The following is a 12,409-nucleotide window of genomic DNA, read 5'->3' as shown; positions in this document are numbered from 1 at the left end:
AGATAAGGAGTAGCCAATCATGAGCGAGCCCGTGATCGTTCTATTGGACCTGGCGGAATTCTGCGAGGCGACCGAACTGTCGGACGTGCATGTGATCGAGATCGTCGAACACGGCATCCTCGAACCTCAGGGAGCACAGCCCAAGGATTGGCGTTTCACCGATTATGAACTGGCACTGGCCAAGCGCGCAGCCAAGCTGCGGCGCGACCTGGAGCTGGAATGGGAAGGCGTCGCCCTGGCGCTGGACCTGCTGGAAGAAGTCCAGCAACTGCGGGCCGAGAACCGCATGCTCAAGCAGCGGTTGGGGCGGTTGGTGGTTGAGTAGTCGTTCTGGTGTTTTTGTGTTGCCCTAGAGGACGCTTTCGCGAGCAAGCCCGCTCCCACAGGGGATTTGCGGCGTACACAAATCAAATGTGGGAGCGGGCTTGCTCGCGAAGAACGATAACGCGGTCTACCGCCGTCAGAGCTTTCTTGGCAACACCACGGTAAACATCGTGCCATCAGCCTCATTGGAGCTGACGTCGATCGTCCCTTGATGGGCCTTGACCACTTCCTTGACGATGAACAGTCCCAGACCAAGGCTGGTGGTCGGCCCGTTAAGCGCTTCGTCGGCATTGCGTACCAGCGGATCGAAGATCGTGGGGAGCACCTCGGGTGGAATCGGCGCACCGTCGTTGTGCACGGTGAGCCGAACGCTGTCCGCTTCGCCCCTGAGGGTGAGCTTGACCGCGCTGTTGTTCGAACCGTGTTGCAAGGCATTGCCGATCAGGTTCTGCAGCATCTGATCCAGCCTTCGGCCATCCCACACACCTTGGGTATCGCCTTCGACGCTCAACGTCAGATCGCATTGCGGCTGAGCGGCGCAGGCCTGGGCAATCGCTTCACGCGCCGTATCGGCCAGATCCATGGGCGCCGGTTCGATCGGCAGGCTCTTGCCCAGGCGACTGCGGACCAGCTCCAGCAAATCGCCGACCATCACCGCCATGTGGCGGGTGCCACGCTTGATGTGGAGCGCACAGGTCAATGCGTCGCCCTCAAGGTTGGTTTTACGCATCAGTATTTCGGTGGACATGCTTACCGCTTGCAGCGGTGCGCGCAGGTCATGGCCAAGAATTGCCAGAAAAATGTCCCGGGAATGATTGACCTGCTCGGCATAGGCCGCCGTAGATTCGGCCAGGGCTTCGTCGATGGCTTCGTTGAAACGGATCATGTCCTGGAAATAGGCGATGTCGGGGGTGTCCAGGCTGTTGACCCACAAGCGGATCACGCAGGCGCGCAGATGGCGGAACTCGCTGGTCATCTGTACCAGGTCAAACCCCACGGTATGCCGCAGCTCGCCATGGCTGGCGCCGGCTTCGTCCAGGCTCGGGGTCTTTTCCGGGCCTTCGCCACGGGCTTTGGCCAGCTGCTCGCTGGCGCTCTGGGGCTTGGTCATGTCCCGCGCAGCCGCCAGCAGGATCGACCTTGAATGGTCACGCAGTGCGGTGCGGTCCATGGATTCGGCGGCAGGGGTGATGGTTTTGGCGAATTGCTCCCATTCATCGACGATGCGGTCAACGTGTAACACGATGAATTCGGAAAGGCGCATGGCGGTTACCTGAGTGCGAGACAGCGAGTCGCATAGTAGCGCTTTTGATTGCGAAAAGAAGACCGCTCACCGGTTGGCATACGCCCGCGGCTGCGTGGTGGTATCTGTGTATTTTCGGCCACATGATTTTCGAAGGTTCCAGTGCCTTTTCAAGGAGGGCTTACCCGATATTTCGTCTTTTGTTTTTGCCGAGGGTGAATAAAGCTGTTGATTCCCGACCTGACAGCAAGGTGATTGAACAGTGGCTGATTTGCATGGAAGCAATTCGCTGGAAACGTCTGAAGCGTCTCAAATAGAAAACAACGGCAGGCATTACAGTCGCGTACTCGGTGTTATCCCGGACTCGATCAAGTGTGCATCGGCGCCAAGGTTGAAAGCCCTTACGGAACTGGATCCACAGATTCCCGATTGGTATGGCGACGCGCGAGCCATTGACCGCCAACAGCTTAAAGCACTGATTGAACGGCGCTGGCGCTTGCAGGCCGTGCTGGACAAGACGCTGGCTAATTTGCAACAGGAGATAAAGGCATTCGCCGAGCCTCTGCTAGGTTCGTTATTAAAAGCAAACTTTGATGTGGTCGAAAACGTTGATGATTGGGTCGTGCAACTTGAAGTGCCGAGCAAGATTATCTTTGGCATCGATACCGGTGCCAGTCGCGTCCGCTCATCTACCTTGTTGGAGGCGGCATTACATAATTTCGAAACGTCTGAAACCGAGCAAGATGCATGGCGCAGCAGCTCGGGTATCTATCGCAAGGATGCCCGTGGCGTTCTTGCGCGGGTCCCGCAGATCACGTTGCCAAGGTTTGCGTCGTTATGCCGACGTCTGAATATTGGTGAGCAGTACCAGCAACACATCAAATCCATCCTGTTGCCCGCAACACCCATGGCGCAGCGAACCTTGCAGCAAGATTCAATCGCCAGCGAGAAGGCAGCCTTTCAGGTGGCGGCGCTGGTTGCCCGATTGAAGGGCGATATCAGCGATCACGCCTACGCCAAACTGTGCGATGTCTGTGAGAACCGCGCGGGTATCACGTTGTACGACCGCCCGTTGCACGCTCATCGTTTATCGCTGATGGGTTTCAGGTTGACCGGCATCGTGTTGTTCAGCGCGGTCAGCGAACCGTCGCAGATCAAACGCGCCATCGATGCCCTGACCCCCGTCACCTTGAAGTTCTGGCTGGACTGGTCGCAGCGCATTCCAGTGTTGCAAGGGCGAGAATACGAGCAATACAAACTGTTGCAGGCGTTCTTTGCCAATGGTGCGCAGGGTGTGGACGATGAACTGTTGCGCAGAGAAGATATTTACCGGCAGAGCCGTTTATCCGGTCCGCTGATCGCTTATGTGCCGGAGGATCCGCAACAGCCGTTGAAGGAATACCCATCGCTGGTCGCGTTCATGACAACCCTGCTCGGTCAGTTGCGAGATACCGGGTACCAGACCTTTTTCAGCCGATTTGTGGCACACAAAGATAAAGGTCACTTTTTCGCCCGGGTCAACGAACGCCTCACGACCTTCACCTGGCAGCAGCGCGAACCTCTCGACATGGGCCCGTGGTGGCGCGAAACGGCGGTCGAGAATCCCAACGCAGAACCGTTCACCAACCTCATTACCGGTGAGTTGTGGCAGACACTGTTTCTCGAACGCCGCGACAAGGCCATTGCCGATGCGCGATGCATCGCCGTGCCGACCGACGACGAAGACGCTACCGCCCGCTTCAAACGCTTGACCAGCTATCTGTCGGTTGGCTGGAACCTCTTCAATTTCACCGCGATGCTGGTGCCCGGTCTTGGCGAAGCCATGCTGGGAATCATGGTCGCGCAAATGCTCGCGGAACTGGCCGAGGGCATCGAAGACTGGAGTAAGGGTGATAAGGCGCAGGCCTCGGCGTACATCAACGGCGTGTTGATCAACTTTGCGCAGTTGACGCTCATGGGCGCCGGGCACGTTTTGCCCAGTGGCAGGCATGCCCCGATCAACATCTCGCCATTTGTCGAAGATCTCAAACCGGTGGAGGTGGCCGGCAAGGAGCGGTTGTGGAACCCGGACCTGAAACCCTATGAACAAGCGATGGTCTTGCCGGTGGATGCACCGGTCAGCGAAGAGGGCCTGTTGCGGTATCAAGAACAGGACCTGCTGCGGCTCGACGACAAATGCTATGCGTTGATGCAGGATCCGGAGACCGGGCAGCATCGCCTCCAGCATCCGAGCCGGCCCGATGCTTATCAGCCGCTGCTGGAGCACAACGGCGCCGGCAGCTGGAAGACCGAACTCGATCAACCGCTTGAATGGGACAAGAGCCGGTTGCTCCGGCGTCTGGGGGCTTCAGTGGATAGGTTCTCCGATGAAACCCTGGAACACATATCGGTCGTCAGCGGCGTGCATGAGGATATGCTGCGCTGGCTCCACGTGGAGCACGAAACGCCGCCCGCCTCATTACGCGACACGCTTAAGCGCTTTAACGCGTATGCCGATGCCGAGGATTGTGCAGGACGAATTCTCGGCAATCGGATCGATGACGAATGGGCTGAGCTTGTACCGCGGTTCATGACTGAGGTGCGGAGCTGGCCCGAGGGCAAGGCCATCGAGGTTTTCGACGCAGCGAATCTGTCAGGCGCGTCGATCAAGGAGGGTTTTGCCGGTGCGTTACCGGCGCATACATTGCGCATGAGCCGACAAGAGCTTGTCGCCGGCATGTTACCTGAGCGGGTTGTCGAGTTCCTTGATGAACATGAGCTTCGTGAACTCCTTGGCGAGTGGCTGGGCGGTGACCGCCAGGCGCGTATCAAGGCCACCCGAGAGCTGCTTGGCGGGCAGGCACGACAATCGCAAAGACGACTTTTCGACTACCTGTATTCGCGTCGCGAACGCTCGGACAATCTGTTGGTGCGACGGCTCAAAAGCGACTATCCGGATCTCTCGATCAGCATGGCCGAGGATCTGTTGCGTCATGCAGATCCCGCGGACTTGCAACATTTGAACGAGAAACAACGCACGCCCCTGAACCTGGCGCAACAGGCCCGACACGCGGAGCAGCAAATACGCTTGGCTCGCGCTTATGAAGGGCTATACCTCAAAGAACTGTACAGCACCGACACGACCCGGCTGGTCTTGCACTCGCTTGAGACCCTGCCAGGCTGGCCGAGTGATCTGCGGCTGGAAATTCGCGAATACTCGGCTCATGGCCGGTTATTCGACAGTATCGGCCCGGTGGACGCTCCGATGCGCAAGCTGTTGATTCTCGGGGAAGACGGCCAATACCAGGCACGGGATGCGCTCAATCAGCACCTGCATGGTGACGACACACTATATGCCGCGGTGCTGCACGCGTTACCCGATACCCAGCGCACCACCCTGGGCTTTGATATCCACGAGGCGCAACGGCTGGAAAACAGGATCCAGACACATCCGCTGGTGCGCGACCAATTTGCGCCTGTATTGCTGGAAAACCCTGTTCTCAAGCCTTTTTATGATCCGTCCATCATGCGTCTTCGTGGCGGTATGCAAAGTTACGCACAGCAAGCACCGCACGGTTTGGGGTTGCGTCGTCGAGCCTGTTCGCTATATCCGGGGTTCACACAAGAGCAGGTCGAGACCTTGCTGGCGGGGTTCACTCAGAATGGCGGCTCGGCGCATGAGCGTCTTGCAGCGCTGGAGGTTGAGTTCAATCAGTTGAACCGGGCGCTGCAACGCTGGCTGAAATCGCCCACCGCCTCGTTTCGATTCAGCTCGGCGGGTCTGGCGGAGGGGCGGTCGCGAAACCTGCTCTATAAAACGATCAGGCAATGCTGGCGCCGAGCCGGGCCACCGGGATCCGAGGCAGCGGGTGTGGTTCTGCCCCAGGCATTGCTGCTGGACAACATTCCAATGATGGGTCGCCACCTGGCGACCCTGCCGAAGCTGGAAGCCAACTTTGACCATGTCACCATGCTGAGCCTGAGCAATGGCGAGCTCACTGCGCAGGCTGAGCCTTTTTTGGAGGCGTTCCATCGGGTCAGGCAGCTCAACCTGCAAGGCAACCGGCTGACCACTATTCCGCAGGCGGTCAGTGACATGAGCCATCTCACCGATCTGTACCTCAATGACAACCGCATCGAACTGGATGTGCTGGCGGTCGCACGTCTGAAGAGGTTGACCCGCCTGAGGTCTTTAGACTTGAGCGGCAACCCGTTGAAGCTCAATCCTGACGTCAGTCGGATGCCAGGCCTGCAGACACTGTTGCTAAGCGAGACGGGTCTGGACAGTTGGCCTGTGGGTCTGTTTTCTCACCCGCGCCCACACAATATTCATCTGGATTTGCGCTATAACCCGATCACTCGGGTACCGGATGTCGCTCCCGGCTCATTTCGCGCCGAATTGTTGGCGCGCACTTTGATCAGTCAAGAGCCGCGCTGGATCTCGCCGGACAATCTGAACACCCTCAGGTTATACATCGAGTCGGTCGGCCTGGACCCCGAGCGTCTGTATCCGCCCCGAGGCACGCTGGACAGTCTGGAGTGGTCTCAGGGGTTGACAGAGTCGCAATGGCTGGCCGTGCAGGAAGTCTGGTACGACGTTGAGGATGAGTTCGACTCGCTACCGTTCTTCAATGAAATCCGCAGGCTCACCCAGTCCGCCGACTTCACGGCCGGCGGCGCCTATCGGGTGGACTTGACCGCCAAGGTCTGGCGGATGCTCGAGGCCATGGCACAGAACAGCGAACTGCGGGTCAGGTTGTTTGCCGAAGCCGCCGCGCCCACCGAATGTGTGGACGGTGGAACGCAACTGTTCAACGCCATGGGGGTGCAGGTGTTGATCCATGAGGCCTATGCCCTGGGTCGTCTGGACCTGATCGAACCACAATTGCTGGAACTGGCGCTGGGCAAATCTCGCCTCGATGAGATCGGCGCCATCGCCCGTCACCGAGTCGCCGCGCGGGTGGCGGCAGGCGAGCAGTTCCGACGGGTTGACGAACATGGCGATGTCACCGGCACGATCGATGAAGTGGAAGTCCACTTGGCCTACATGACCGACCTGGCCGAGCGTCTGTCTCTGCCATGGCAGGCCCGGGGCATGCAGTTTCGCAAGATCGCCGGGGTGACCCGGCAGATGATCGACGCGGCGTTCGAGCGGATCGTGGCGCTGGAGGAAGGTGATCTGCTGCCGGATCGGTTGCTTGAGCAACCTGTCTGGAAAACCTGGCTGGAGACTTCGTACCCTGATGAACTGAATGGCTTGAAACGACGGATTGACGCCATCACCGAATTACAGGAGGCGTTGCTACGTCGGGCCGAGGCGGTTACCCCGAAGGCGAAGTCTGCCCTGGATGTGCAGGTCAACCAGTTGTGTCGCGAGTTGGGCAACGACGAAAACGACTTCGCCGAGGGGCAGCTCATGAGTGACGATGACTACACCCAGGCGCTGGAGGACATCGATCAGCAAATCAGGCAACGGTTGAGAATACTTACCCGGCAAGCGATGGATCGGGCCCGCTTAGCGCTGCTTGGGGTTGCACACCGTTAGCAATGCGGGCAAAACCAAAGGCCTCGACACAGATGTTCGAGGCCTTTGCTTGTGACGTATCAGCGACTCAAAACAGGAAGTAGCGCTGAGCCATCGGCAGGGTTTCTGCCGGTTCACACCATAGCAACACACCGTCGGCCTTGACCTGATAGGTCTGCGGATCGACATCGATGTTTGGCAGGTAATCGTTGTGGATCAGATCGGTTTTCTGCACGTCACGGCAACCTTTGACCACCGCGATTTTCTTTTTCAGGCCCAACGTTTCGGGCAAACCGGCTTCCTGCGCCGCCTGGCTGATAAACGTCAGGCTTGTGGCGTGCAGCGAGCCGCCGTAGCTGGCGAACATCGGGCGGTAGTGCACCGGTTGCGGCGTCGGGATCGAAGCGTTGGCGTCACCCATCAGGCTGGCCGCAATCGCACCGCCCTTGAGGATCAGCGTCGGTTTTACGCCAAAGAACGCCGGGCGCCACAGCACCAGATCCGCCCATTTACCCACTTCCACCGAGCCCACTTCGTGGCTGATGCCGTGGGTGATCGCCGGGTTGATGGTGTACTTGGCGATGTAGCGTTTGGCGCGGAAGTTGTCGTTGCCTTCGCCATCACCGGGCAGCGGGCCGCGCTGCTTTTTCATTTTGTCGGCGGTCTGCCAGGTGCGCGTGATGACTTCACCGACGCGGCCCATGGCCTGGCTGTCGGAGCTGATCATCGAGAAGGCGCCGAGGTCGTGGAGGATGTCTTCGGCGGCGATGGTTTCGCGGCGAATGCGGCTTTCGGCGAAGGCCACGTCTTCGGCAATGCTCGGGTCCAGGTGGTGACAGACCATCAGCATGTCGAGGTGTTCGTCGATGGTGTTGCGGGTGAACGGCCGGGTCGGGTTGGTCGAGCTCGGCAATACGTTGGCAAAACCGCAGGCCTTGATGATGTCCGGGGCATGGCCGCCGCCGGCACCTTCGGTGTGGTAGGTGTGGATGGTGCGGCCCTTGAAGGCGGCGAGGGTGGTTTCGACGAAGCCCGACTCGTTGAGGGTGTCGGTGTGGATCGCCACTTGAACGTCGTACTGGTCGGCGACGTTCAGGCAGTTGTCGATGCTCGCCGGGGTGGTGCCCCAGTCTTCGTGCAGCTTGAGGCCGATGGCGCCGGCCTTGACCTGCTCGATCAGCGGTTCCGGCAGGCTGGCGTTGCCCTTGCCGGTGAGGCCGATGTTCATCGGGAACGCGTCGGCGGCCTGAAGCATGCGCGCCAGGTGCCACGGCCCGGAGGTGCACGTGGTGGCGTTGGTGCCGGTGGCCGGCCCGGTGCCGCCGCCAATCATGGTGGTGACGCCGCTCATCAGTGCTTCTTCGATCTGCTGCGGGCAGATGAAGTGGATATGCGTGTCGATGCCGCCGGCGGTGAGGATCATGCCTTCACCGGCAATGACTTCGGTGCTGGCGCCGACGGCGATGGTGACGTTCGGCTGGATGTCCGGGTTGCCGGCCTTGCCGATGGCGGCGATGCGCCCGTCCTTGAGGCCGACGTCGGCCTTGACGATGCCCCAGTGGTCGATGATCAGGGCGTTGGTGATCAGGGTGTCAACGACCTCTGCGGCCAATAACTGGCTCTGGCCCTGGCCGTCGCGAATGACTTTGCCGCCGCCGAATTTCACTTCTTCGCCGTAGGTGGTGAAGTCCTGTTCCACTTCGATCCACAGCTCGGTGTCGGCCAGACGGACCTTGTCACCGACGGTGGGGCCGAACATGTCGGCGTAGGCCTGACGGGAAATCTTCATTGCAGTTCCTTCATTGATCGTTCCCACGCTCTGCGTGGGAATGCCGCCATGGACGCTCTGCGTCCGCCGTTATGTGACGCGGAGCGTCACGGGGTGCATTCCCACGGGGACCGTGGGAACGATCAGTTAGTCGAGGTCGCCCATGATCCTGCCGGCAAACCCGAACACCCGGCGATGCCCGGCCAGGTCCACCAACTCGACCTCGCGGCTCTGCCCCGGCTCGAAGCGCACGGCGGTGCCGGCGGGGATGTTCAGGCGCATGCCGCGGCTGGCGGCGCGGTCGAAGGTCAGGGCGTCGTTGGTTTCGAAGAAGTGATAATGCGAGCCGACCTGGATCGGCCGGTCACCGCTGTTGGCCACCTTCAGGCTGAGGGTGCGGCGGCCGACGTTGAGTTCGATGTCGCCGGGCTGGATCTGGTATTCACCGGGAATCATCAATGGGCTCCTTGGAGAATCTTGTAATAGAGGGCAGTCGGTTTGTAGCGGCCATTCGGGTCGCAGGCGTAGTCGGGGATTTCGCCGGCGCGGGTGTAACCCAAAGCCTTGTAGAAGTCTTCGGCGGGGGAGCCGGCTTCCGTGTCGAGGTAGAGCATGCCGCGTTTGTGTTGGCGGGCCGCGAGCTCAACGGCATGCATCATCTGTTGGCCCAGGCCACGACGACGGGCATGTTCACGCACCAGCAGTTTCTGCACTTCGGCGCGATTCAGCCCATTGGCTTTCTGGCACAACGTCAATTGCACGCTGGCCTGTACCTGTTCGTCCTTGACCACCACCCAGAGCAGCACGTTGCCTTTGTTCAGGTTCTCCTGGACTTCATCGAAATAGGCTCGGGCCTGGGTCGCATCCAGATCCGCCATGAACCCGACACTGGCGCCATAGCCGACGGCGTCGAGCAGCAAATCAATCAAACCCTGACGATAGTGCGCAAAGCTTTCAACATTGACGCGGCGCAGTTGGGCGGCGTTCATGGGTATCACTCCTTGTGGGGACCGGGCGGCATTGCGCCCGGGTCGAGGATCAGTTGCATGAAGGTCAGGTCCAGCCAGCGGCCGAACTTGGTACCCACCTGCGGCATTTGGCCGGTGACGACAAAACCGGCCCGGTCATGCAGCCGGATCGAGGCGCCGTTACCGCTTTCGATGGCCGCGACCATCACGTGTTTGCCGCAGCCTTTGGCGCGTTCGATCAGTGCTTCCATCAGTTGCGGCCCGAGGCCATTGCCCCGCTGGTCGTTGCGCACGTACACCGAGTGCTCGACCGTGTGGCGGAACCCGTCGAACGGGCGCCAGTCACCGAATGAAGCGTAGCCGAGTACGCTGTTGTCGCCGTCGACGATCACCAGGATCGGATAGCCCTGGGTTTGCCGGGCGCTGAACCAGGCCTGGCGGTTGCCCAGGTCCACGGCCTGTTCGTTCCAGATCGCCGTGGTGTTGAGCACGGCGTCGTTGTAGATGTCGCGGATCGCTGGCAGGTCGGCGAGCAGCGCATCACGGATGTGGTAAGTCATGGCGCGGCCTCAGGCGATCGGTTGGTGAACGGTGACCAGTTTGGTGCCGTCGGGAAACGTCGCTTCGACCTGGATCTCCGGGATCATTTCCGGGATGCCTTCCATCACTTGTTCGCGGCTGAGCAGGGTGGTGCCGAAATGCATCAGCTCGGCCACGGTCTGGCCGTCACGCGCGCCTTCGAGCAACGCCGCGGAAATGTAGGCCATGGCCTCCGGGTAATTGAGCTTCACGCCGCGAGCCAAACGCCGCTCGGCCACGAGGCCGGCGGTGAAGATCAGCAGCTTGTCTTTTTCGCGTGGGGTCAGGTCCATCGTTGAGATCCATCAGGGGCAGATTAAAAAGAGTTGGATCTGCTTACACAGATCCCCTGTGGGAGCGGGCTTGCCCGCGATTGGGTCATCACATCCAATAGAGATGTGGTCTGTAAGACCGCTATCGCGGGCAAGCCCGCTCCCACAAAAAGCACACATCAGGTGCTCCATATTCTGGGCGGGACGGCTTCTCGCCCCAGCAACGCCGGGCGCAACAACCGCCACAAATCGATCAGCCAACCACGTGCCAACAGCGCTTCACTGGCCAGGCAACGAGCCACCAAAAGCCCCGGCAACTGCGTCAGATCCCCGCGTACGTCATTGGGCAGCGAGCGGCACCTCTCCAGCAATTCGCTATCAATGTCGCCCGTCACCAGCAACGTCGCAAACACCGGTTGGCCATCCAGCCCTATCGGCGAATCCAGCAAACCATCATTGCCGACAATGCGCTGGCGTTCGTGCCAGAGCAACTGGCCGTCGCGACGGATATCCAGGTGCGCCTGAAAATGCCCGAGGTCAAAGCGCTCACCGCTGGCCGGGCGTCCCAGTGCCACCACGTCCCAGTAGAACAACCGCGCATCGCCCTCAAGGTCGATGCGGGTGCTGAGTTCCGCCTGAGCGTCGCTGAAGATAATCGTCTCTTGCGGCAGCCACTCCAACGTAGCACCGGCGGCCACGCGCAGGTCGAGTTTCTGATAAGCCGGCCCTGCCGCGCGATACCACTTGGCGGCGCCGGGGCTGGTGATTTGCGCCCAGGCATGCGTGCCGACGCAGGCCGAGATGTCCAGCCGATCACCACCGGCAATCCCGCCCGGCGGGTGGACGATGATGTGCTGGCACACCTCGGGGCCTTCGGCGTACAGATGCTTCTGCACCCGCAGCGGGCCTTTGTGGCGACGCTGCACCGGGCGTGTGCTGTCGCCGAAACGGGCGTAGCCGAGTTCCAGCTCGGCATGCCAGCTGGGGGTGAACAGCGTGATAGGGGCAGGTAAATTCATGATTTCTAACTTATCGTCAGGAGGCTGCAGGTTAGATCGTAACCAGACCACGGACACCTTCGGCTTCCATATTTTCGCCGCGCCCTTGTTGCACGATCTCGCCTCTGGACATGACCAGGTACTGATCGGCCAGTTCGGCGGCGAAATCATAGAACTGCTCCACCAGCAGAATTGCCATATCACCGCGAGCCGCGAGCTGCTTGATCACCGCGCCGATTTCCTTGATCACCGACGGCTGGATGCCTTCGGTGGGTTCGTCGAGGATCAGCAAGCGTGGACGACTGGCCAATGCTCTGCCGATCGCCAGTTGCTGTTGTTGCCCACCAGACAAGTCACCGCCGCGCCGCTGTTTCATTTGCAGCAGCACCGGGAACAGCTCGTAGATGAACGCCGGGACTTCCTTGGCTTCGGAGCCGGGAAAGCGCGACAGGCCCATCAGCAGGTTTTCTTCCACGGTCAGTCGGCCAAAGATTTCCCGACCCTGAGGCACGTAGGCGATGCCGGCATGTACCCGTTGGTGCGGCTTGAACGTGGTGATCGGTTTGCCTTCCCAGTTCACCGCGCCCTCCTTGGCCGGCAGCAAACCCATCAGGCATTTGAGCAGGGTGGTCTTGCCCACACCGTTGCGCCCGAGCAGGCAGGTGACTTCGCCGACCTTCACCTCAAACGTCAGACCCCGCAGGATGTGGCTACCGCCGTAGTACTGGTGCAGCGTGTCGACTTGCAGCATGTT

The 12,409-nt window shown here is 60.3% G+C and carries 10 protein-coding genes; 2 read left to right on the top strand and 8 right to left on the bottom strand.

The annotated features are described in order from the left end of the window. Positions 1-19 precede the first annotated feature (19 nt). Entirely contained in the window at positions 20-325 is a 306-nt protein-coding gene (locus AC1RQB_RS19315) for a chaperone modulator CbpM (RefSeq protein WP_063341717.1), read from the top strand. Between the two features lie 135 nt (positions 326-460). Here AC1RQB_RS19315 and AC1RQB_RS19310 read toward each other — a convergent pair whose 3' ends face one another. Then, the gene (locus tag AC1RQB_RS19310; RefSeq protein WP_008068959.1) at positions 461-1,588 is read right to left on the bottom strand and encodes a sensor histidine kinase; all 1,128 of its coding nucleotides are present in this window, start codon (positions 1,586-1,588) and stop codon (positions 461-463) included. 241 nt (positions 1,589-1,829) lie between these two features. Between AC1RQB_RS19310 and AC1RQB_RS19305 the strand changes: the two genes are divergently transcribed. Beyond that, positions 1,830-7,091: a dermonecrotic toxin domain-containing protein gene (locus AC1RQB_RS19305; RefSeq protein ID WP_207267436.1), complete on the top strand. Its 5,262-nt coding sequence runs from the start codon at positions 1,830-1,832 to the stop codon at positions 7,089-7,091. A gap of 67 nt (positions 7,092-7,158) precedes the next feature. On the opposite strand, the gene ureC is transcribed toward AC1RQB_RS19305, so the two are convergent. From ureC to urtE, 7 genes are all read right to left on the bottom strand, one after another. Beyond that, positions 7,159-8,859: an urease subunit alpha gene (gene ureC / locus AC1RQB_RS19300; RefSeq protein WP_063341716.1), complete on the bottom strand. Its 1,701-nt coding sequence runs from the start codon at positions 8,857-8,859 to the stop codon at positions 7,159-7,161. 126 nt (positions 8,860-8,985) lie between these two features. Further along, positions 8,986-9,294 carry an urease subunit beta gene (locus AC1RQB_RS19295; RefSeq protein ID WP_008011171.1) on the bottom strand — a complete coding sequence of 103 codons (309 nt, stop codon included), beginning with the start codon at positions 9,292-9,294 and terminating at the stop codon, positions 8,986-8,988. Beyond that, complete coding sequence (locus AC1RQB_RS19290; protein WP_007907362.1) at positions 9,294-9,827, bottom strand: GNAT family N-acetyltransferase; 534 nt, start codon at positions 9,825-9,827, stop codon at positions 9,294-9,296. Before AC1RQB_RS19290 ends, AC1RQB_RS19295 begins: the two co-directional genes overlap by 1 nt. A gap of 5 nt (positions 9,828-9,832) precedes the next feature. Continuing rightward, positions 9,833-10,366, bottom strand: a complete 534-nt coding sequence (locus tag AC1RQB_RS19285) for a GNAT family N-acetyltransferase (RefSeq protein ID WP_063341715.1) — start codon at positions 10,364-10,366, stop codon at positions 9,833-9,835. 9 nt (positions 10,367-10,375) lie between these two features. Then, positions 10,376-10,678, bottom strand: coding sequence for an urease subunit gamma (ureA, locus tag AC1RQB_RS19280; protein WP_007907366.1), 303 nt, complete (start codon positions 10,676-10,678; stop codon positions 10,376-10,378). A gap of 158 nt (positions 10,679-10,836) precedes the next feature. Beyond that, positions 10,837-11,676 carry an urease accessory protein UreD gene (locus AC1RQB_RS19275; RefSeq protein ID WP_063341714.1) on the bottom strand — a complete coding sequence of 280 codons (840 nt, stop codon included), beginning with the start codon at positions 11,674-11,676 and terminating at the stop codon, positions 10,837-10,839. A gap of 31 nt (positions 11,677-11,707) precedes the next feature. Continuing rightward, on the bottom strand, positions 11,708-12,406 hold the full coding sequence (gene urtE, locus AC1RQB_RS19270) for an urea ABC transporter ATP-binding subunit UrtE (protein WP_063341713.1): 699 nt from the start codon (positions 12,404-12,406) through the stop codon (positions 11,708-11,710). Positions 12,407-12,409: the final 3 nt, after the last annotated feature.

Source organism: Pseudomonas sp. GW822-FHT02E03 (assembly GCF_058802325.1).
Note: the sequence above shows the minus strand (reverse complement) of the source record. Positions and strands in the feature narration are given on the sequence as shown.

Bases quoted from the DNA above. Each gene is read 5' to 3' on its own strand.
- AC1RQB_RS19315 (WP_063341717.1), top strand. From the start codon at position 20: ATGAGCGAGCCCGTGATCGTTCTATTGGACCTGGCGGAATTCTGCGAG.
- AC1RQB_RS19295 (WP_008011171.1), bottom strand. From the start codon at position 9,294: ATGATTCCCGGTGAATACCAGATCCAGCCCGGCGACATCGAACTCAAC.
- AC1RQB_RS19275 (WP_063341714.1), bottom strand. From the start codon at position 11,676: ATGAATTTACCTGCCCCTATCACGCTGTTCACCCCCAGCTGGCATGCC.
- AC1RQB_RS19290 (WP_007907362.1), bottom strand. From the start codon at position 9,827: ATGAACGCCGCCCAACTGCGCCGCGTCAATGTTGAAAGCTTTGCGCAC.
- ureA (WP_007907366.1), bottom strand. From the start codon at position 10,678: ATGGACCTGACCCCACGCGAAAAAGACAAGCTGCTGATCTTCACCGCC.
- urtE (WP_063341713.1), bottom strand. From the start codon at position 12,406: ATGCTGCAAGTCGACACGCTGCACCAGTACTACGGCGGTAGCCACATC.
- AC1RQB_RS19285 (WP_063341715.1), bottom strand. From the start codon at position 10,366: ATGACTTACCACATCCGTGATGCGCTGCTCGCCGACCTGCCAGCGATC.
- AC1RQB_RS19310 (WP_008068959.1), bottom strand. From the start codon at position 1,588: ATGCGCCTTTCCGAATTCATCGTGTTACACGTTGACCGCATCGTCGAT.
- ureC (WP_063341716.1), bottom strand. From the start codon at position 8,859: ATGAAGATTTCCCGTCAGGCCTACGCCGACATGTTCGGCCCCACCGTC.